The sequence below is a fragment of the Pontimicrobium sp. MEBiC01747 genome (assembly GCF_053601635.1).
On record NZ_JBSHNS010000215.1, the window covers coordinates 1 to 22,343 of the forward strand.

Annotated in this window: 22 protein-coding genes; 8 read left to right on the forward strand and 14 right to left on the reverse strand. The window is 32.7% G+C overall.

Annotation, left to right across the window (positions count from 1 at the left end):
* From ACVC2P_RS06745 to ACVC2P_RS06760, 4 genes are all read right to left on the reverse strand, one after another.
* The coding region (locus tag ACVC2P_RS06745) for a serine hydrolase domain-containing protein (protein WP_452597712.1) at positions 1-677 on the reverse strand (677 nt) is incomplete at its 3' end.
* Positions 677-5,065, reverse strand: a complete 4,389-nt coding sequence (gene dnaE / locus ACVC2P_RS06750; RefSeq protein WP_452597713.1) for a DNA polymerase III subunit alpha — start codon at positions 5,063-5,065, stop codon at positions 677-679. The genes ACVC2P_RS06745 and dnaE, both read right to left, overlap by 1 nt.
* Before the next feature lie 161 nt (positions 5,066-5,226).
* Entirely contained in the window at positions 5,227-5,676 is a 450-nt protein-coding gene (locus tag ACVC2P_RS06755) for a ferritin-like domain-containing protein (protein WP_452597714.1), read from the reverse strand.
* Between the two features lie 224 nt (positions 5,677-5,900).
* Positions 5,901-6,584 (reverse strand): DUF6252 family protein, encoded by a 684-nt coding sequence (locus ACVC2P_RS06760; RefSeq protein ID WP_452597715.1) that lies wholly within the window; start codon positions 6,582-6,584, stop codon positions 5,901-5,903.
* A 148-nt stretch (positions 6,585-6,732) separates the two neighbouring features.
* Between ACVC2P_RS06760 and ACVC2P_RS06765 the strand changes: the two genes are divergently transcribed.
* From ACVC2P_RS06765 to ACVC2P_RS06790, 6 genes are all read left to right on the forward strand, one after another.
* The gene (locus ACVC2P_RS06765) at positions 6,733-7,233 is read left to right on the forward strand and encodes a 30S ribosomal protein S16 (protein WP_452597716.1); all 501 of its coding nucleotides are present in this window, start codon (positions 6,733-6,735) and stop codon (positions 7,231-7,233) included.
* Between the two features lie 95 nt (positions 7,234-7,328).
* Positions 7,329-7,859: a ribosome maturation factor RimM gene (rimM, locus tag ACVC2P_RS06770; RefSeq protein ID WP_452597717.1), complete on the forward strand. Its 531-nt coding sequence runs from the start codon at positions 7,329-7,331 to the stop codon at positions 7,857-7,859.
* A gap of 2 nt (positions 7,860-7,861) precedes the next feature.
* Entirely contained in the window at positions 7,862-8,578 is a 717-nt protein-coding gene (locus ACVC2P_RS06775) for a tRNA1(Val) (adenine(37)-N6)-methyltransferase (RefSeq protein WP_452597718.1), read from the forward strand.
* 109 nt (positions 8,579-8,687) lie between these two features.
* Positions 8,688-9,866 (forward strand): acyl-CoA dehydrogenase family protein, encoded by a 1,179-nt coding sequence (locus ACVC2P_RS06780; RefSeq protein WP_452597719.1) that lies wholly within the window; start codon positions 8,688-8,690, stop codon positions 9,864-9,866.
* Positions 9,867-9,949: 83 nt separating this feature from the next.
* The gene (locus ACVC2P_RS06785) at positions 9,950-10,735 is read left to right on the forward strand and encodes a DUF3050 domain-containing protein (protein ID WP_452597796.1); all 786 of its coding nucleotides are present in this window, start codon (positions 9,950-9,952) and stop codon (positions 10,733-10,735) included.
* A gap of 50 nt (positions 10,736-10,785) precedes the next feature.
* Positions 10,786-11,685, forward strand: a complete 900-nt coding sequence (locus ACVC2P_RS06790; RefSeq protein WP_452597720.1) for a serine/threonine protein phosphatase — start codon at positions 10,786-10,788, stop codon at positions 11,683-11,685.
* 3 nt (positions 11,686-11,688) lie between these two features.
* Here the strand turns inward: ACVC2P_RS06790 and ACVC2P_RS06795 are convergent, their stop codons facing one another.
* The 8 genes from ACVC2P_RS06795 to trmB form a co-directional block, all read right to left on the reverse strand.
* The gene (locus ACVC2P_RS06795) at positions 11,689-12,030 is read right to left on the reverse strand and encodes a hypothetical protein (protein ID WP_452597721.1); all 342 of its coding nucleotides are present in this window, start codon (positions 12,028-12,030) and stop codon (positions 11,689-11,691) included.
* A gap of 160 nt (positions 12,031-12,190) precedes the next feature.
* The gene (locus ACVC2P_RS06800) at positions 12,191-12,523 is read right to left on the reverse strand and encodes a 2Fe-2S iron-sulfur cluster-binding protein (RefSeq protein ID WP_452597722.1); all 333 of its coding nucleotides are present in this window, start codon (positions 12,521-12,523) and stop codon (positions 12,191-12,193) included.
* A 3-nt stretch (positions 12,524-12,526) separates the two neighbouring features.
* A complete protein-coding gene (locus tag ACVC2P_RS06805; protein ID WP_452597723.1) occupies positions 12,527-13,588 on the reverse strand; it encodes an NAD(P)/FAD-dependent oxidoreductase in 1,062 nt (353 codons plus the stop codon).
* A 66-nt stretch (positions 13,589-13,654) separates the two neighbouring features.
* Positions 13,655-13,897: a NifU family protein gene (locus tag ACVC2P_RS06810; RefSeq protein ID WP_452597724.1), complete on the reverse strand. Its 243-nt coding sequence runs from the start codon at positions 13,895-13,897 to the stop codon at positions 13,655-13,657.
* Between the two features lie 3 nt (positions 13,898-13,900).
* Positions 13,901-15,037 carry an Mrp/NBP35 family ATP-binding protein gene (locus ACVC2P_RS06815; protein WP_452597725.1) on the reverse strand — a complete coding sequence of 379 codons (1,137 nt, stop codon included), beginning with the start codon at positions 15,035-15,037 and terminating at the stop codon, positions 13,901-13,903.
* A 224-nt stretch (positions 15,038-15,261) separates the two neighbouring features.
* Positions 15,262-15,591, reverse strand: coding sequence for an MGMT family protein (locus ACVC2P_RS06820; protein WP_452597726.1), 330 nt, complete (start codon positions 15,589-15,591; stop codon positions 15,262-15,264).
* Positions 15,592-15,595: 4 nt separating this feature from the next.
* Positions 15,596-16,228 (reverse strand): LysE family transporter, encoded by a 633-nt coding sequence (locus tag ACVC2P_RS06825; protein ID WP_452597727.1) that lies wholly within the window; start codon positions 16,226-16,228, stop codon positions 15,596-15,598.
* 2 nt (positions 16,229-16,230) lie between these two features.
* Positions 16,231-16,905 carry a tRNA (guanosine(46)-N7)-methyltransferase TrmB gene (gene trmB / locus ACVC2P_RS06830; protein WP_452597728.1) on the reverse strand — a complete coding sequence of 225 codons (675 nt, stop codon included), beginning with the start codon at positions 16,903-16,905 and terminating at the stop codon, positions 16,231-16,233.
* Positions 16,906-17,020: 115 nt separating this feature from the next.
* Here trmB and ACVC2P_RS06835 point away from each other — a divergent pair, with 115 nt between their 5' ends.
* On the forward strand, positions 17,021-18,067 hold the full coding sequence (locus ACVC2P_RS06835) for a glycosyltransferase (protein ID WP_452597729.1): 1,047 nt from the start codon (positions 17,021-17,023) through the stop codon (positions 18,065-18,067).
* Here the strand turns inward: ACVC2P_RS06835 and ACVC2P_RS06840 are convergent.
* Both ACVC2P_RS06840 and ACVC2P_RS06845 read right to left on the reverse strand, forming a co-directional pair.
* A complete protein-coding gene (locus tag ACVC2P_RS06840) occupies positions 18,050-19,096 on the reverse strand; it encodes a sensor histidine kinase (RefSeq protein ID WP_452597730.1) in 1,047 nt (348 codons plus the stop codon). The genes ACVC2P_RS06835 and ACVC2P_RS06840 overlap by 18 nt on opposite strands.
* On the reverse strand, positions 19,096-19,779 hold the full coding sequence (locus tag ACVC2P_RS06845; protein ID WP_452597731.1) for a response regulator transcription factor: 684 nt from the start codon (positions 19,777-19,779) through the stop codon (positions 19,096-19,098). The genes ACVC2P_RS06840 and ACVC2P_RS06845 overlap by 1 nt, the downstream gene beginning before the upstream one ends.
* Positions 19,780-20,031: 252 nt before the next feature.
* On the opposite strand from ACVC2P_RS06845, the gene ACVC2P_RS06850 reads away from it, so the two are divergent.
* Positions 20,032-22,338: a lamin tail domain-containing protein gene (locus tag ACVC2P_RS06850; protein WP_452597732.1), complete on the forward strand. Its 2,307-nt coding sequence runs from the start codon at positions 20,032-20,034 to the stop codon at positions 22,336-22,338.
* Positions 22,339-22,343 lie beyond the last annotated feature (5 nt).

Genomic DNA, 22,343 nt, shown 5'->3' on the forward strand with positions numbered 1-22,343 from the left:
CCTATGAGTTCTCTTATTGCTTTATAAAACGTTTTATTTGTTACAGACTCAATAACTTCAGTTAGTAATAAGTAATTTGTATCTGAATATGCAAACACTTCACCCGATTCTCCTAATGGCTCACCATGTTCCATTGCAAACTTTATTTGCTCTATTCTACTCCATTCTCTTTTTGGGTTAGCTAATATTTCATTAAAATAAGCTTCAGTTTCTGCATAATCAAAAATACCGCTTGTGTGAGACAATAAATCTTTAATGGTAATACTATAAACATCGTAGCCCTCGTTGCTTAACATTATTTTTGATTCATTAGAGATGTACTTAAAAATAGGATCATTTAACTTAAGTTCTCCTTGTTCAATTAGTTTTAAAACGCTTACTGCTACGTAGGTTTTAGTATTACTTGCTATTAAAACTGGCTGATCACTTTCTAAATTGGTTTTCGTTTTTTTATTAGAAACACCAACAGCACCACTCCAAGATATATTTTTATTTGGCGCTTCTATATGCACCATTATACCTACAGCATCTTCATGATTACTATAAATAGAATCTAAAATACTTTGAAAAACAGCATACTTATCATCTACTTTATTTACTTTCTTAGGGCCACTATTACAACTTATAAATACAATAGCTAATAGACTCAAAAAGGAATATGCTGTTATTTTAACCATTAATTTAATTTGTAAAGTACTTGCTGTTCTTCTAATTCATCTAATAACTCCTGAGATACTTTAACCTTTTGTTTTCTGCTAGGCATTTCAAGTTTTATTTTGTCTCTGTTTTCGTAAACCACAAAATTTAGTAAATGGCTTCCAGGATGCATCGCTATTAACTCTTTTAAACTTTTAATTTTATCCGATTCTAATTCTTTAATATTTAATTGTATAGATAACTTTCTTACACTTTTTTCCATAACGTCGTGTAATAATTGAAAGTTATTAAATTGAATTCTAGGATCGCTTCGTTTCCCTGTATCTTTATTAATCCAACCTTCTCTAATAAAGGTTTTTACATGCACAAAGTTGTTTTGCATTAAAAAGTGCCTGAATTTTAAGTAATCTTCTCCAAAAATGCGAAACTCATAAGAGTCTGTAAAATCTTCTATAGTAAATAAAGCCCACCCTTTTCCTTGCTTACTAACACGATGTTGCACATCTGTTACCACACCTCCAAAAGTAATATCTTTATTAACGTTTTGCTCTAAGTTATAAAAGTCAGCAATGGTCCCCTTACAAAAAGTATTCATCTCTGTTCTAAAATCGTCTAGTGGATGTCCAGAAATATAAATCCCAACAACTTCGCGTTCTTTAGCCAATTTTTCCATTGTACCCCATGTTTCGCATGGTGGTACTTGAGGCTCTTCTATTTGAACATTACTTGCTTCTCCAAATAAACTTACTTGAGCAGAATTTTCATTTTCTTGATGCTTATGGCCATACTTAATTGCTTTTTCTAAAAAGGTTAAATCCCCTCCTTCTTTATGAAAATATTGTGCTCTATGTGTTGTTTCAAAACAATCAAAACCTCCAGCTAATGCTAAATTCTCGAATGCTTTTTTATTTGCTGCTCTTAAATCTATTCGTTTAGCTATATCGAAAATAGACTTATAGTGTCCGTCTTTTTTTCTATTATCTACTATAGTCATTACCGCTCCATGACCTACTCCTTTAATAGCACCCATACCAAAACGTACAGCGTTGTCTTGATTTACAGAGAATTTATAAAACGATTCATTTACATCTGGCCCCAATACGTCTAATTTCATACGTTTACATTCTTCCATAAAGAACGTTACTTGCTTGATATCATTCATGTTATTAGAGAGTACAGCTGCCATATATTCGGCTGGATAATGCGCCTTTAAATAGGCCGTTTGGTACGCAATCCATGCATAACATGTAGAGTGCGATTTGTTAAAGGCATAACTTGCAAAGGCTTCCCAATCTTTCCAAATTTTCTCAAGCTTTTTAGCATCATGCCCATTAGCGCTTGCCTGCTCAATAAACTTTGGTTTCATTTTATCTAGAACAGCAATTTGCTTTTTACCCATGGCTTTCCTCAAAACATCTGCCTCACCTTTTGTAAAGTCTGCTAATTTTTGAGAAAGTAACATTACTTGCTCTTGGTATACGGTAATACCATACGTTTCTTTTAAGTACTCCTCCATTGCTGGGAGATCGTACTCTATATCTTCGTCTCCGTGCTTTCTACGAACAAAACTAGGAATGTATTCCATAGGCCCTGGACGATACAAGGCATTCATGGCAATTAAATCATCAAAAACTGTAGGTTTTAAATCCTTAAGGTGTTTTTGCATTCCAGGAGATTCGTATTGGAATACTCCTACTGTTTCTCCTCGTTGGAATAACTCGTATGTTTTAACATCATCTAGCGGAAAACTATCTGGATCTAGTAAAATATTATGCTTCGCTTTTACAATTTTTACCGTATCCTTAATTAGGGTTAATGTTTTTAGCCCTAAAAAATCCATTTTTAATAGTCCTGCATCCTCTACTACAGAGTTATCAAATTGGGTAACATATAAATCGGAATCTTTTGCTGTAGATACTGGTACGAATTTAGTAATATCATCTGGCGTAATAATTACACCACAAGCATGAATTCCTGTATTCCTTACAGAACCTTCCAGAGACCTTGCTAAGTTTAAAGTCTCTGCTTGTAAATCTGAGCCTTCAGAAATATTTAAAAGTTCATTAACTTTTTCTAATTCTTCTGCTCTAAACATATTCTTTAACCCCTTCTCGTCTGCTCCAAAAATCTTTCGAAGCTTAGACATATTAGGGATTAGCTTAGCTATTCTATCGGCATCAAATAATGGCAAATCTAATACTCTGGCTGTATCTCTAATAGAAGATTTTGCAGCCATAGTACCATAGGTAATAATTTGAGCCACCTGATTACTTCCGTACTTTTCTATTACGTAATCCATAACACGGCTTCGGCCTTCATCATCAAAATCGATATCAATATCGGGCATACTTACACGATCTGGATTTAAGAAACGCTCAAAAAGCAGATTATACTTCATGGGGTCTATATTGGTTATCCATAAGCAATAGGCAACTACAGATCCTGCTGCAGAACCACGCCCTGGTCCTACTGACACATCCATGTTTCTGGCTTCTCTAATAAAATCCTCAACAATTAAGAAATACCCTGGATATCCTGTTTTTTCAATAACTTCTAACTCGAAATCCAAACGTTCTATAACGTCTTCTGTTAATGGTTCGCCATATCGCTTCTTTGCACCTTCGTAGGTTAAATGTCTTAAAAAGGCATTTTCACCTCGTTTCCCACCATCTACTTCATCTTCTTCATGTCTAAATTCTTCCGGAATATCAAAAGCTGGTAATAATACATCTCTTGCTAACTGATAAGCTTCTACTTTGTCTACAACTTCTTGAATGTTTATAATAGCGTCTGGAACATCCTTAAACGCTTCTTTCATTTGATCTGAAGACTTAAAGTAATAATCTTTATTTGGTAGCCCATAACGATACCCACGGCCTCTACCTATTGGAGTTGCTTGTTTTTCCCCATCTTTTACACATAATAAAATATCATGTGCATTAGCATCATCTTGATTTGCATAATAGGTATTGTTGGAGGCTATTAATTTTACATTGTGCTTTCTAGCTAGTTTTATTAAGGTTGGGTTTACTCTATTTTCATCTTCTTGATTGTGTCGCATTAATTCTACATACAAATCGTCTCCAAAGACTTCTTTCCACCAAAGCAATGCTTCCTCTGCTTGGTTTTCTCCAATATTTAAAACTTTGCTAGGGACTTCTCCATAGAGGTTACCAGTAAGTACAATAAGGTCTTCTTTATATTCTTGAATTAACTTTTTATCAATTCTTGGTACATAATAAAATCCATTTACAAAGGCATGAGAAGATAATTTGGCTAGGTTATGGTAGCCGTTTTTATTTTTAGCAAGTAATACTATTTGGTAACCATTATCCTTTCTGGTTTTGTCTAAATGGTCTTCGCAAACAAAAAACTCACAACCAATTATTGGTTTTATTTCTTTTACAGTTGTTGTTTCTCCTTTGGCTTTGGCTTCTTCTATTTTGGCCTTCGCTACTTTATTATGTTTATTTGCTGCATTTACAAAGTGGAAAGCCCCCATCATGTTAGCATGATCGGTTAATGCTACTGCTGGCATGTTTTGTTTTGCTGCAGCATCAATAATATCTCCCACACTCATTGTAGATTGTAGTACAGAAAATTGCGAATGGTTATGTAAATGCACAAAATCTACATTTTGTAAACCTTCTATATTTTCTTTTATTTCTTCGTCTGTAATACCACCCGTTTCCTGTTTCTGTAATCGTGCATTAATTTTAGCACTTTCTCGCTTTAAATTAATGTGCTTTAAGCCTATTAATTTAATTGGTTGAGGGTTTGCTTCTGAAAAACGATCAAAATAATCTGGGGCGACATCTAATTGTTCTTCTGTATATTGCCTTTTTCTTATTAATTCAAAAAAACAACGTGTTGTTGCCTCAACATCTGCCGTTGCGTTGTGTGCTTCTGCAAAACCATCTCCAAATAAAAATTTATGCAATTCAGAAAGTGTAGGTAGCTTAAACTTTCCGCCTCTACCTCCAGGAATTTGACATAAACTTGCAGTATGTTCGGTACAGGTATCTAAAACTGGTAATTCTTGTAAATTATTGGCTAAGTTTTCTCTACAAAACTCAGCTCCCATAATATTTAAATCGAACTTTACATTTTGCCCAACAACAAACTTAGTTTTACTTAAAGCTATATTAAATTTCTCTAAGACTTCTGCAAGAGAAACCCCTTGTTCTTCTGCTAATTCTGTAGAAATACCATGAATTTTCTCTGCATCATAAGGAATATTAAAACCTTCTGGTTTAACTAAATAATCTTGACTTTCTATACATTGTCCCATTTCGTCATGCAATTGCCATGCTATCTGTATACAGCGTGGCCAATTATCGGTATCTGTTATTGGCGCATCCCAACGTTTAGGCAATCCAGTAGTTTCTGTATCGAAAATTAAGTACATACTCTGTGTTTATATATTTGTTTTAGAGGTTTTTAAGAATTTTAAAGCTAGCCTATAAAAATACATAAAATTGTTACTATAAAAGGCGAAAGTTATAAACAGTTTTAAACATAAAAAGCCAATGCTTTCGCATTGGCTTATATATTATTTAATCTCTAAATTTATGAGACTAGTTCTTCGTGAACTTTTGCTGTATTAATTGCAGACTGTATAGCGTTTCTGTGTTTTAAAATCAAAGCATCTATTGTAGGTGGTAAGTTTTTTTCTGTAATTAAATTATTATATTCTTCTAAACTTGCCTCTTCGCCTCTAATAGCTTCTTCTAAAATAGCTTCTTCGTTATTTGTAGAGAAAGTAGATTTCAAACTCATCCAGTTTCTATGCACAATACCTTTAAAACTTCCTGAATCTTCTGGTATTTCTCCATATCTTAAAATTTCTGTTCTTAATTCTTTAGCAAACTCACTTCTTTCGGTTGCTCTTCTTTTAAAAAACATTTTTAACCTATCGCCTTCTACGTTATCTATTGCATTTAAATAACCTTTTTCAGCATCATAGTTTTTAATTAATAATTGGTTTAACTTGTTTGAAATTTCTTCAGTGTACTTCATAAAATCTTTTATCATTTTTAAAATTCCAATACCTTCTTTATTGATGCGTATTGTTTCACATCGACTTACTACAGTATAATAGATATCACGCTTTTTGTCAAGCGTTTTAACACACTTTATGAGTTTTAAAACCTTATTTAAGAAATTTTAACAAAAAAAGCGTAGTCTATAAATTTGTAGACTACGCTTACTATATTTTATTTAAGTAAATTTTACTTATACTACTACATACAGGTTAAACCATCTATTGTAGTTTGTATGCTACCATCGGTATCACCACATGCAGTTATTTTTGTTTGCAAAGCTGTTTTATATGCATTACAAACGGTTTCGTAATTTGCATCTGTAGTAGCTGTTCCATCAAAACTTAAAAATGTAGCATCAACGGTAGCTGTAGCTTGAGCACAACTTACTGTACTAACACCTCCAGTTATAGGTGTACCTACTAACTGCACTTTGTGAAAAAATCCTCTATTAAAGTTAATTGAGGATAACCCAGAAGCATTGAAAGCATTAAAATAAAACTCTCCAGACACTGTACCTCCTTCTGTATCTACTTCCTTAATGTCTATAACACCATCTGCTGGATAAATTTGCACACTAGGATCTGGCATATTATTAGTAGACCAAACCACACTGTTAACATCTAAAAGCGCTCCAGATGACGAAGTGTTTACCATATCGTGCAGTCCCAAAGCTGCAGAATTAGAGACTAGTGTTACTGTTTCAAAATTATCTGATCCAACAATAGTAAGAACTCCAGATGCATCTATGTTTGCACTGTAGGTAATCGCTTCCCAAAGATTACCATCTTTTTTTGCCTGAAAAGAAGGGGTATTGAATTCTAACTCCTCACCACAACCCAAAAAAGTAAATATGGTAAGAACTAAAACAATAAACTTTTTCATAATAGTTATTTTTAATAGGAATCAAAAATAGAATAAAAATTATAAATTCCACATAATAACGCCAAAAACTTGAAATTTAAATAAATGTACCTATCTTTGCGCCTCATTATTAATAACCGAGGTCGAGAACCTCACAAATTAATTTTTTATGCCAGTAAAAATTAGATTACAAAGACACGGTAAAAAAGGAAAACCGTTTTATTGGATTGTTGCAGCTGATTCTAGAGCTAAAAGAGATGGTAAATACTTAGAGAAATTAGGTGTTTACAATCCTAACACAAATCCTGCAACTATCGATTTAGATGTTGATGGAGCAGTTAAATGGTTACAGAACGGTGCACAACCTACTGACACAGCAAAAAATCTTTTATCTTACAAAGGCGCTTTACTAAAAAATCACCTAGCTGGTGGTGTTAGAAAAGGTGCTTTAACTGAAGAGCAAGCTGAAGCTAAATTTACAGCTTGGTTAGAAGAAAAGACAGGTAAAGTTGATTCTAAAAAAGATGGTTTAGCTAAAGCAGAAGCTGATGCTAAAGCAAAAGCTTTAGAAGCTGAAAAAGCAGTAAACGAAGCAAGGGTTGCAGCTGCAGCTCCTGTAGTTGAAGAAGAAGTTGCTGAAGCAACAGAAGCTTCAAATGAAGAAGAATAGAAATTTATTTTTTTATACTTTTAAAACTCCGATATAAATTATCGGAGTTTTTTTATTGAAAGATATTTTTAAAAAGCACAACTTTAATAATTAAAATGAATAAACAAGATTGTTTTTTTCTAGGCAAAATCGTTAAAAAATATAGTTTTAAAGGCGAATTACTAGCCAAATTAGATACTGATGAACCTGAACTATACAAAGATTTAGAATCTGTTTTTGTGTACTTAAAAGGAGCTCTAATTCCTTTTTTTATTGAAAGTGCTCAATTGCATAAGTCTGAGTTACTACGTATAAAATTTGAAGATGTAGATACTGAAGAAGATGCAGATGCTTTAATGAAATGCGAACTGTATTTGCCTCTTGATTTTTTACCAGAACTTGAAGACGATAAATTTTATTTTCATGAAATTATTGGCTTTAAAGTAGAAGATAAGAATTTTGGAACTGTAGGAACAATTACTGGTGTTAATGATTCTACAGCTCAATCTTTATTTGAAATTGATAGAGATGGTATTGAAATTTTAATTCCTATGAATGACGAATTTATCTCGAAAGTAGATAAAACTAATAAAACTATTTTTGTTAACACACCAGAAGGTTTAATCGATTTATATTTAGAAGAATAGTTATGTCTAAAATGCCTTTTAAGTTTAAACAGTTTGAAGTTAACCAAGACCAATGCGCCATGAAAATTGGAACAGATGGCGTATTACTTGGAGCTTGGGCTACTATTAAAAATAAACCTTTTTCGGTTTTAGATATAGGAGCAGGCACTGGAATTATTGGTTTAATGTTAGCACAACGTAGTGATGCAGAAATTATAGATGCGTTAGAAATAGATGAATTAGCATACGAACAGTGTGTTGATAATTTTGAAGCCTCACCTTGGGGAGACCGTTTGTTTTGTTATCATGCAGATTTAGCAGAATTTACAGAAGAAATTGATGATAAGTATGACTTAATAATTTCTAACCCTCCATTTTATTCTGAAGATTTTAAAACGGATAATACACAGCGTGATTTAGCTCGTTTTACAGATGCTATGCCTTTTGAACATTTAGTAGACAGTGCCTCTAAATTATTAGCAGAACAAGGTAGTTTTTGCACTATAATTCCATTTAAAGAGGAGGCACATTTTATTACACTAGCTTCAAAAGTAAACTTACACGTTAATACTATTCTTCGTGTAAGAGGTAATGCACAAACAGAACTAAAGCGCAGTTTAATAGAATTATCATTCAATAAAAGTACTATTAAATCTTCTGAGCTAACAATAGAAACTGCAAGACACGAATACACAGAAGACTACATTAACCTTACCAAAGATTTTTACCTTAAAATGTAGATTATAAATTGGGCAATGTAAACGTTTTCGCTATTTTTGTTTTCCAAATAATTTGAGTTCTATTGCAAATTAAATTGCATTTAAACTCGATAACTATAAAATAAACTAGATGAAACCAGATTTATTTGAAGCGCCAGATTATTATAATCTTGATGAACTTTTAACTGAAGAACATAAATTAGTTCGTGATGCTGCCCGCGAATGGGTAAAGCGAGATGTATCTCCTATTATAGAAGAAGCTGCACAAAAAGCTGAATTCCCTACTCAAATTGTTAATGGGTTAGCTGAAATTGGTGCTTTTGGCCCATATATTCCAGAAGAATATGGAGGTGCTGGATTAGACCAAATTTCGTACGGTTTAATTATGCAAGAAATAGAGCGTGGAGATTCTGGTGTACGTAGTACAGCATCTGTACAATCGTCTTTAGTAATGTATCCTATTTGGAAATATGGAAACGAAGAACAACGTAAAAAATACTTACCTAAATTAGCTTCAGGAGAATGGATTGGTAGTTTTGGTTTAACCGAGCCTGATCATGGTAGTAATCCTGGAGGTATGACTACTAATTTTAAAGATATGGGAGATCATTATCTTTTAAATGGTGCAAAAATGTGGATCTCTAATGCTCCATTTTGTCAAATTGCTGTAGTATGGGCTAAAAACGAAGAAGGCCGTATTCATGGTTTAGTTGTAGAGCGAGGTATGGAAGGGTTTACAACTCCAGAAACTCATAACAAATGGTCTTTAAGAGCTAGTGCTACTGGCGAGCTTATTTTTGATAACGTAAAAGTTCCTAAAGAGAACTTATTACCAAATAAATCTGGATTAGGAGCTCCTCTTGGCTGTTTAGATTCTGCTCGTTTTGGTATTGCATGGGGAGCAATTGGTGCTGCAATGGATTGTTATGATACTGCTTTAAGGTACTCTAAAGAGCGTATTCAGTTTGGCAAACCAATTGGGCAGTTCCAATTACAACAAAAAAAACTAGCTGAAATGATTACCGAGATAACAAAAGCTCAATTATTAGCTTGGCGTTTAGGTGTTATGCGTGAGAACGGTACAGCAACCTCTGCACAAATATCTATGGCAAAACGTAATAATGTAGACATGGCTATTAATATTGCACGTGAAGCTAGACAAATGTTAGGAGGAATGGGTATTACTGGTGAATATAGTATAATGCGTCATTCTATGAATTTAGAAAGTGTTATTACTTATGAAGGAACTCATGACATCCACTTATTAATTACTGGATTAGACATTACTGGTCTTAATGCATTTAAATAATAACTTGAAACCTAAGTTAAATAACTATAACTCAATAAATGCATTTCTTAATTGGAATGCATTTTTATTTTACAAAAATTGAAATGACTCCCGATTACATAAATAAAAGTATTGCTCCTTACAAGGCGCAATTATTAAATCACCCACTTTATAAAAATATAAAAACAGTAGAGCAGTTAAATCTATTTTTAGAATATCATGTGTTTGCTGTATGGGATTTTATGTCTCTTCTAAAATCACTTCAAAATAAGTTAACCTGTACAAGTATTCCTTGGACACCTATTGGTTCTCCTTCTACTAGGTATTTAATTAATGAAATTGTTGTTGCAGAAGAAACAGATATAAGTATAAACGGAGAAAGGCAAAGTCATTTTGAAATGTATCTTGAGGCCATGGAAGCTACAAGAGCAAACACAGCACCTATTAATGATTTATTAAATACTATTGATAGTACTAAAAATGTGTTTACAGCTATTACCAACAGTAATTTACCTGAAGGTATTGTAACATTTTTAAACTTTACTTTTAATATCGCTTTTTATGGTAAACCTCATGAAATTGCTGCTGCCTTTACTTTTGGAAGAGAGGATTTAATACCAAAAATGTTTACAAAGCTCCTTAAAGAACTTCAAACTAACTTTCCCGAAAAAAACTTAAGTAAACTGGTCTATTATTTTGAAAGACATATAGAACTAGATGCAGATGAGCATGGCCCTATGGCAATGCAAATGATTAATGAGTTATGCGAAAATGATTCTAAAAAATGGGAAGAAGTTGAAACCATTTCTACAAAGGCTTTACAAAAACGAGTATCACTTTGGAATGCTATTAATGATCATATTATGCAAATGGATTTGACTACTATTTAAATTGAACTTTATAATTCTCTTTTTCAAGTCTTTTTCTTTACTTTTACTATATGTTTTCAGCTAAAAAAAGATTAGATCACGCTTATAAAAATGCTCACATTGTTCCTTTTAATGAGAACTCTAAATTTATTCTATTTAGCGATTGCCATCGTGGAGATAATAGTTTTGCAGACGATTTTGCCAATAATCGTAACATCTATTACCATGCATTAAAGCATTATTTTAATGAAGGGTTTGAGTATTGTGAATTAGGTGATGGAGATGAGTTGTGGGAAAATATAAATTTTGAATCCATTTTACATGCTCATAAAGATGTCTATCTATTAATGAAACGTTTTCATGAAGCAGGCAAATTACATATGATTTGGGGAAACCATGATATGGTATACCGTAATCCAAAATATGTAGACAAACACTTATCTACATATTTCGATCCAAAAACAGGTGAGGATGTTGATTTGTTTTGCAATATTAAATACCATGAAGCTATAATTTTAAAACACACAACAAATAATCAAGAACTGTTTTTAACGCACGGACATCAAGCCGATTGGTGGAATTATTTATTTTGGAAATGGAGCCGATTTATGGTTCGCGTACTTTGGAAACCACTTAATGTTATGGGTATTGCAGATCCAACAAGTCCCGCAAAAAACTATAAAGAATTAATTAAGGTTGAACGCAAAACCAAAAAATGGATCTCTGAGAATAATAACTTAATGACTATTGTTGGCCATACTCATAGACCACGCTTTCCAGAGCCTAATGACATCGCCTTTTTTAACGATGGAAGTTGCGTACACCCTAGAAGTATTACGGGACTAGAAATTGAAAATGACGCTATTTCTCTAATTAAATGGACTATAGCAACTCAAGAAGATGGTACGTTACGCATTATTAGAGTATTGCTAGAAGGGCCTACCAAATTATTGCATTACAAGAGGTCCTAATCATTACAGCTTATAAACCGTATTATCTATTTTAGCATTAGCTGCATATTTTCTCATTAGTTTTGTTTTTTCTTCTACAACAACTCTATCAATATAAGTTTCGCTACTGCGCCCTATTGGTACATTTCTAGTTATATCTTTTAAAATAAAACACCAACTACCGCAGTCTAACTCTTGTATTTCGTATGCTTTTTTTATTGTAGAATTTCGCCTAATACTATTAATTACTTTTAAGCACTCCACTCTAGATTCATAGTTAGGACTTATAAATTCGACTTTTTTATTTAATTCAATTAAAACTTTGTGCCATTTAGATTTAAAGGAAAAAATTTTGAAAATTGCCATATATAGTTCTTTTTTAGAACTACCTACGAAAAAAAAGGTTTAGGGGTTTTAAAAAAGAGAAAATTATTATTTATTACAATTAGTTTATGCATTTATCTTTTATATGAGATAACCCATAAGACACTGTTTAACAGTAAATTATTAATACAAAAACTATTTATTAAGATTCTGGAGCTAATTCTACTTGTAGACCTTCCATTTCAGGTGTCATTTGTATTTGGCAACCTAAACGTGAGTTTTCTTTTACATAAAATGCTTCAGAGAGCATAGCCTCTTCATCATCTTGCATTTCTGGTAATTCAGTTTCACTTAACACATAACATTGGCAAGAGGCGCACATAGCCATGCCACCACAAACACCAATTGTTCCTTCTGGTGCTAACTCATAAGAACGAATAACCTCCATAAGATTCATAGCCATATCTGTTGGGGCTTCTATTTTATGAATTGTACCTTCTCGGTCAGTTATTGTTATGTTTATATCTTGTTCCATCTCTTACTCTATCTTCTTAACAACCGCTTTTGGAGCTTCTTTTCTAGTCCCATCAAAACCATCTACTCCAGCTACAGTTGTATATTTCATTACGTAACGTTTCCCTGGGTTTATTATTTTATATGCAGCTTGACACATTATTGTAGCTTCATGAAAGCCACAAAGAATTAATTTTAGCTTTCCAGGATAAGTATTAACATCTCCTATAGCAAAAATACCAGGTACATTTGTTTGGTAATCTAACGCATTATTTACCTTAATTGCATTTTTTTCAATCTCTAACCCCCAATTTGCAATAGGGCCTAGTTTAGGAGATAGTCCAAATAAAGGAATAAAATGATCGCATTCTATTTCAAATTCTTTTTCTATGTGTTGTGATTGTTTTACTACCACACCAGCAACTTTATCATCTCCTAAAATACCAATAACTTCTGCGGGAGTTATTAAATTTATTTTACTTGCATTTTTTAATTCTTGTACTTTTTCAACAGAATCTAAATGCCCTCTAAACTCATTCCTTCTATGAATTAACGTTACTTCTGAAGCAACGTCACTTAAAAAAATACTCCAGTCTAAAGCAGAGTCGCCTCCACCAGCAATAACTACTTTTTTGTTTCTATAAACCTCAGGGTCTTTAATAATATATTCAACACCACGGTCCTCGAAATTTGCAATATTATGAATTAATGGTTTTCTAGGTTCAAAACTCCCCAAACCTCCAGCAATTGCAACTACAGGCGCTTGATGTTTAGTGCCTTTATTTGTTGTAACAACAAAGGTTCCATCATCTTGTTTTTCTATAGTATCTGCACGCTCACCTAACGTAAACCCTGGATCGAATTGCTTGCATTGTTCTAGTAATTTATCTGTAAGATCTCCCGCTAAAATTTCTGGATATGCAGGAATATCATAAATAGGTTTTTTAGGATATATTTCGGAACACTGTCCACCAGGTTGCGGCAGAGCATCAATTAAATGACATTTTAACTTAAGTAAACCAGCCTCAAAAACGGTAAATAGACCAGTAGGCCCAGCCCCAATTATAAGTATATCTGTTGTAATCATGAGTTTTGATATCGGAGAGTAAAAATAATATGAAAAGGAATGACATTATATGACAAAAGTCACTATTTAAGACTCAATATTTATGACTTGTTCAATTTGAGGTGCATACTTTTTTATAGTCATTTCAACTCCAGATTTTAATGTCATTTGGTTGACACTACAGCCTACACATGCTCCTTGTAATTGTACTTTAACTAACTTACCGTCTTCTATAGATAACAATGAAATATCTCCTCCGTCACTTTGTAAGAATGGACGAATTTCTGCTAGTGCTTTTTCTACATTGAGTTTTAATTCTTCTGTTGTCATCTGTTACTTTTTAACTGCTGAACATCCAGCCATTGTTGTAATTTTTATTGCTTCTGTTGGTGGCAAATCTGTATTTCTATTTACAACCTCTTGAACGACATTTTGAGTCAACTTTTCAAATGCTTTCTCTAAAGGCGTTGCTGTTTGTAATGCTGCTGGCCTACCTACATCTCCAGCTTCGCGAATACTTTGCACTAATGGTATTTCGCCTAAAAGTGGTACTTGCAAGTCTTCAGACAAGTTTTTAGCGCCTTCCTTACCAAAGATATAATATTTATTATTAGGTAATTCAGCTGGTGTAAAATACGCCATGTTTTCTATAATACCTAATACTGGTACATTAATACTGTCTTGCTGAAACATTGCAACTCCCTTTTTTGCATCTGCTAAAGCTACATTTTGTGGTGTACTTACGACAACTGCTCCAGTAATTGGCAATGACTGCATGATGCTTAAATGTATATCTCCTGTTCCAGGAGGAAGATCTAATAATAAGAAATCTAATTCGCCCCATGCAGCATCAAAAATCATTTGGTTTAATGCTTTGGCTGCCATTGGACCTCTCCAAATTACTGCTTGGTCTGGTTTAGTAAAAAAGCCTATAGATAATATTTTTATTCCATAGTTTTCTACTGGTTTCATTTTAGACTTTCCATCTACTGTTACAGATAAAGGGCGTTCTAATTCTACGTCTAACATTATTGGCATAGATGGCCCATAAATATCAGCATCTAAGACTCCTACTTTAAATCCCATTTTAGCTAATGTAACTGCTAAATTTGCTGTTACTGTAGATTTACCTACACCTCCTTTTCCTGAGGCTACTGCTACTATGTTTTTAATTCCTGGAATTGCCTTCCCTTTTATTTCTGTAGTTGCTGGTTTAGCTGGTGCTTCAACTTTTAAATTTACTTTTACTTGCGCTTTTGCGTATACTTTTTCGTGTATTACTCTAAGTATTTCTACTTCTGTTTTTTTACGTGCTTGTAAGGCTGGGTTTGTTATAGTTACATCTACAATAACCTCATCTGCAAACGTTACTACATTTTTCACAGCTCCGCTTTCTACCATATTCTGCCCCTCGCCTGGAACAGTTATAGTTTCTAACGCCTTTAATATATCTTCTTTATTAAGCTTCATACTTATTTCCTTAAGCAATAAGGACTTTTAATTATTAATATCTTAATCTTGTACAATTATACATCTACAAAACTAATTTTCACTAATTTAGACTTATTCTAAAGTGCAAATATACTACATATAGCCCGAAGAATGAAGCCTATAGTTTGAAGTTTTTTTATAGTACAATAATTGAAATTTATAGATTTAAATACACAAACCAAAAAGGATAAAATCCGAAAGCTTTACAACTCTTTTGCAGGGTCCCAATAGATGCTTTCTAAATCTTGTATTTGGTTATCTACAACCTTAACGCCTTCACTTTCCAAAAGTTGTTGCATAAGGTTTGTGCCTTCAAAATGGTGCTTACCTGTTAACAACCCTTTTCTGTTTACTACTCGATGTGCTGGTACATCTTTTCCAGAAGAACCATTCATAGCATAGCCAACCATTCTTGCACTTCGTGGCGCTCCTAAGTAATTTCCAATAGCCCCATAACTGGTTACTCTTCCATAAGGAATTAAACGGGCAACCTCATATACTTTATCGAAAAAATTTAAAGTCTCTGGTTTCATGACACTACCATTCTTTTATAATATTCACTAAAGTAACAATAGAGATAATAGCAGTAATTATGCCTATACTATAGTTCATATTTTTTTGAGATTTTATTTTTTTACTCTTTATTTTTTCAAAGAAAAACACATAAACATAGAGCATTACAAAGGTACCCATTGCTGCTCCTGCTACATACGAACAGACACTTGTTGTATCGAAAGCTAGCCAACCAAAAGATGCTAATGTAATACTCATATAGGCTTGATATGGTATTGGTAAAATATTTAAACTTGATAAAAATATTCCTTGAAAGAATCTGCTTTTTTTACTTTTTAGCGTAGTCTCTACATTTGGTCTACTGTCCTTCTTTTTTGCTAGCACTAAAAAATAGATAGTTATTAGAACAAATATAACAAAGGCCACTCGCTGCAAAATATCTACTACGTCTGGATTACGGCTTAAATATCTAGCAAATTCTAAGGCTATTATAGTTTGAACAATAACAACAATACATACTCCTGCAGAAAAGACTAAACCTCTTGTATGCCCATCTTTTATACTAACTTTTGCAGCAGTCATATTTAATAAGCCTGGAGGTATAACACCTACTAATGCTATAACAAACCCCAAAAGAAAGATAAATGAAATACTCAAGTTTACTTAATTTTAAATCTAATATACGTAATTGGTTTGTTTTGTTCTAAGTATTGGCTTTCGTAATATGTTTGTATACTTGTTACTTCTTCCGGACTTCCTTCTTGTTTGTATACATTATGGTTTGCATAAATCACCTCATGTCCAGCCCCATGCAATAAACCTAATGTATACCCATGCATAAACTCGCTATCTGTTTTTAAGTGCATTAATCCATTAGGTTTTAAAATAGTTTTATATCGTGCTAAAAATGTAGCATTAGTCATTCTATGCTTTGTTCTCTTGTATTTTATTTGTGGATCTGGAAAGGTAATCCAAATTTCGTCTACTTCATTTTCTGCAAAAGCATGGTCTATTAATTCTATTTGTGTTCTTAAAAAAGCAACATTAGATATATTCTCTTCTATAGCTGTTTTGGCTCCTCTCCAAAATCTGGCTCCTTTAATGTCTACTCCTATATAGTTTACATTAGGGTTACGCTTTGCTAACTCTACAGAATATTCCCCTTTTCCACATCCTAATTCTAGAACTATAGGGTTATCGTTTTTAAAGAACGTTTTACCCCAGTTTCCTTTTTGTTTGTAGTTTCCTTCTACTAACTCCTCTCTACTTGGCTGAAAAACGTTTTCGAACGTTTCGTTTTCGTTAAATCTTTTGAGTTTATTTTTACTTCCCACAATAACTTAATGTTTTGGCAAAATTAAGGAAATATAATTGTTCGCTATTATCTTTATCTTTGATTTTATATAAGTTTTAAATTGTGCTATTGTATAAAGGTATTGTTAAAATATAATGAAAAAAAGAATTTTAGTTGCTCCTTTAAATTGGGGGTTAGGTCATGCCACAAGGTGCATACCTATTATAAATGCCCTTTTACAGCATAATTACACTCCTATTATTGCTAGTGATGGAGTTGCTTTGAATTTGCTTAAAAAAGAATTTCCTAATTTAATTTTTGATGAATTACCCCCATATAATGTTACTTATTCTAAAAAAGCTAGATTATTTAAATGGAAGCTTTTAATGGATTCCCCTAAATTACTTAATGCTATTAATGAAGAAAAAAAAGCAACCGAAGTCTTATTAAAAAAGTATACTATTGATGGTATTATTTCTGATAACAGATTAGGGGTTTGCTCAAAAACTGTACCTAGTGTATTTATTACACACCAATTAAATGTTTTAAGTGGTAGCACTACTTGGCTGAGTACTAAAATACACCAAAATATTATTAAAAAATTTAATGAATGTTGGGTTCCTGACAATGAATTCTCTCCTAATTTAAGTGGAAAACTAGGTCATACGACTAATAGCAGCTTACCTATAAAATACCTTGGCCCGTTAAGCCGTTTTAAAAAAGATAAACAGCCGTACAATTATAAATTGATGGTTTTATTATCTGGTCCAGAGCCTCAACGTACTTTGTTAGAAGAAAAGCTCCTGAATGAGCTTAAAACATACAATGGAAATATTTTATTTGTTAGGGGGGTTATTGAAAATAAAGTATCTGTCTCTCAAGTTGATAATTTTACCATATACAACTTTATGAAAAGTGATGATTTATGTTTTGCTATAAATACTAGTGAAGTTATATTATCTCGCTCTGGTTACACTACAGTTATGGATTTAGCAAAAATTGGTAAGAGCGCTTTTTTTATTCCTACACCTGGCCAATTCGAACAAGAATATCTTGCTAAAATGCTAAACGAATTAAAACTTGTTCCCACTTGCTCTCAAGATGAGTTTAAAACTGAGTTATTAAACCAAATTGAAGATTATAAAGGTTTAAATATAACTCATGAATCTCCTAATTTCGAGGCGTTATTCAGGCTTTTCTAGAGTAAAAGAGAACTCACTACCTACTCCTATTTCGCTTTCTACATATATTTTCTCATCGTGAGCTTCTATTATATGCTTTACTATAGATAGCCCTAAACCAGAACCTCCAACTTCTCTAGAACGGCTTTTATCTACACGGTAAAAACGCTCAAACAAACGTGGTATGTTTTCTGAAGTAATTCCTTCTCCATTATCTGTAACTCTAACTATAACTTTATTTTTAATTAAGTTTTCTATACTAACCTCTGTTGTTCCTTTTTCTATTCCGTATTTTATTGAATTCACTATTAAATTAGTAAGTACTTGCCTAACTCTTTCTTTATCTGCCTTCACTAATATTTGAGTATCATAATCTACATCAAACACTAAAGACATTTTCTTTTTTGAGGCTTTCATCTCTAACATTTCATAGACACTTTTTATAAGTTCTACAATGTCAAAAACTTCAATTTCTAAACTTAAATCACCAGCTTCAAGTTTAGTTATCATATCTAAATCTTTTACAATGTAAATAAGGCGTTCTACTCCTTTATTGGCTCTATCTAGATATTTATCTCTTATTTTTTCATTATCTGCTGCGCCATCTAATAAGGTTTCTATATAGCCTTGTACTGTAAATAATGGTGTTTTTAATTCGTGAGAAACGTTTCCTAAAAACTCTTTTCTATATTCTTCTCTAACTTTTAATGTTTCTATTTCAATTTTTCTATCTCTAGCATATTTATCAATTTCTTCGGTAAGCGTTTCCATATTGGTTGTTATACGGTCTCTAGTAAAGCTAGCGCTTTCTAAAAGTTTTAAATCGTCATATATTTTTTTTACACGCTTATAAATAAAGTTTTGCACTCTATACTGTATTACGAAAAATGAAATGATATAGCACGATACAGCAAATATGATTAAATATAATAATGTAGGTAAGTTGAAGTTTACACCAATGTATAAAAAAACACCCATAAAGAGTGTTAATACTATTGTAATAACTAAAGATGTTTTAAACGCAAATTTATAAGACTTTTTTATTTGCATTATTCTACAAATTTATAACCGACACCTTTAACTGTTTTAAAACAATTGTCTCCAATTTTTTCTCTTAATTTTCTAATGTGTACATCTATTGTTCGTCCGCCAACAACAACTTCATTCCCCCATACTTTATCTAAAATATCTTCTCTTTTAAATACTTTTCCTGGTTTTGACGCTAATAATGACAGTAATTCGAATTCTTTTCTTGGTAAAAGAATTTCTTTATCTTTTAATAATATTTTGTATTCATCTCTATTAATAACCAAATCACCTAATTTTATTAGAGTTCCAGTAGCCTCTTCCTTTTTTAAACGTCTTAAAAGGGCTTTTACTTTACTTACTAATACTTTTGGTTTAATAGGTTTAGTTATATAATCATCTGCTCCAGCATCAAACCCAGCTACTTGAGAATAATCTTCACCTCTGGCTGTTAGAAAGGTAATTATAGTATCTTTTAATTCAGGTATTTTTCTAATATTTTCACAGGCTTCTATGCCATCCATTTCTGGCATCATTACATCTAAAATGATAAGTTGAGGCTGCTCTTTTTTAGCTTTCTTAACACCTTCAAATCCATTTTCGGCAGTAATAACTTCATACCCTTCGTTAGATAAATTATATCCTACTATTTCTAAAATATCTGGTTCATCGTCTACCAACAATATTTTAATATTACTATTATTCATTAAAAACTAGTTTAATTTTTAGTTCAGTAAAGATAAAACTATTAGGTATAAAAATAACATTTCAAAAATTAATAACAATAAAGTAACATACTTTAACCATTAATTTAACAGATCTTATATTCAACCTTATTATTACCTCTTTGTATATTAAACATCTGTTACATTATAGTTAAAAGTAGTGTTTTACAGGTAAGATACAAATTGTAAACATTTATTTCTTTGTATATTTGTAGACAATTTAATAAGAACATTATGAAAAAACTTTACTTTTTAATTACCTTTTTAACTACTTGCTTTGCTTTTAGTCAAGGTAATGAAACTTTTGCCAATTTCCCATCTACCAATACATCTTATGTTAATGGTACATTTACTGGGCAAGATGGTTCTACATGGTCCCATACACAATGTAGAGGAGATTTACAGATAACTGACCAGTCTATTATGATTGGAAGAAATAGAAGTCCACAGTCTGAATTTAATTCAGGAACTATAGCTGGTGGATTAGGGACAATTTCATTTGATTACATGCAAGCATTTGGAACAAATGTTAACCTTAATGTTTTAGTGAATGATGTTGTTGTAGGAAACGTAACGACTACATCTGAGCAAAATGTAGTTAAAAATTCTCCTGTATTTACAGTTAACCAACCTGGAAACATTGTAATTAAGTTTATTAATGTGAACAATAGTGATGGACAAGTTGTTATTGATAATGTTGTTTGGACTAATTTTGCTACTTCTTGTGGTGTTACTCTTCAAACGGCAACATATACTTGTAACTCTGCTACTGTAGGAGATAATAATGACTCTGTTACTGTAAATGTACCTTACACAGGTTCAGATATGGGTATTACATCTGTAACGACTACTAGTATGGGTGGCGTAATTGGAGGAGACAATCCTGCTTCTGTTGCAAATGGAACCATTACTATTACAGGACTTAACGAAGGTGATAGCTGGGATGTTGTGTTAAATGGAGGTGATTGCGATACTTTTAATGTTTCAGGAACAGTTCCTGCTGCAGAATGCGATCCTGTTCCTAATACATGTTTCGATTTAAGTAATGGTATGGAGACTTTTGAATTAGTTACCGTAACACCAAACTCTCAAACAGATGAATGGACTTTATCTTCTGGAACATATAGTATGAATGGTTTTTGTGGTTCTGGTTGTACTGACCCTATTGAAACTTGGATGATTTTTGGCCCTCTTGATATGACAGGAGTTACAGACCTAGTATTATCTTTTGATGCAACTGAGAGCTTCGGTGTAACTGACCTTGTTTTCACCTACACAAATTCTTACAGCGGATGTCCATCTACAACATCTTGGACAACTGCACAAACAATTACAGATGCTGGATCTTATGATGTAGACTTTGCTGCTGCTACAGGTACAGACGTATTTATTGGTGTTCAATATTTAGACGATGGTACTGGAGGTTTTTCTGGATGGAACTTATCTAATGTTTCTTTAGATGCATTTGGAACTTGCCCAACATTAGGTATAAGGCCAACCTCTAACTGTGCGGTTTGTGATTTAATTTTACAAACAGAAAATTACACTTGTGCAACAAATACTGCTGGTTCTAATAACGACCAAGTAACTGTAGAGATTCCTTACACTGGTAGTGAGAACACAATTACTTCTATCACTACTACAACTATGGGAACGATTGGAGGAGACGACCCTGCAACTACTGCAGATGGAACAATTACACTTTCTGGTTTATCTGAAGGTGACGCTTGGAACCTTACAATAAATGGTGGAGATTGTGATGGCACTACTGTTTCTGGAACAATAGCTGGAGCTCAATGTGACCCTACATTCTTAATAATAAACGAAATTCATGCAGATCCAGATGCTACTAATGGAGATGCTAATGGCGACGGTGTTGTAGATACTGGAGATGATGAATTTGTAGAAATATACAATACAAGTTCTAGCCCAATTGTAATGGACGGTTATGTGCTTTCTGACGCTGCTTCAGACAGACACGTTTTCCCTGCCGGAACTACTATTCCAGGAAATGGATTTATAACAGTATTTGGTGGTGGTACTCCAACAGGATTTACATCTCTTGTACAAACAGCAAGTACTAATAGTGTAGGTTTAAATAATGGTGGAGATACTATTACTTTAAAAGACGATATGGGGCTTACTGTAACACAAGAAGTATATACTGGAGCAGGAAACAATCAATCTATAGCACGTGAACCAGATTTTACTGGAGCATTTGTACAGCACACAGCTATAATGTCTAACCCTGTATTATTTTCTCCTGGAGAAAGAAACGATGGTACTACACTTTCTGTAGAACAATTTAATAATGTTAACTTCTCTGTGTATCCTAACCCAACAAATACAGGATTTGTAAACATTACAACAACAACTAATGCACCTGTTAACGTTGTAGTATTCGATATTTTAGGAAAAGAAGTTATTTCTAAAACAATACAAAATAATACTTTAAATGTATCTAACCTAAAAGCTGGAATTTACATTTTAAAACTAAATCAAAACGAAGCTACCATCACTAAGAAATTAGTTATTGAGTAAGCTTT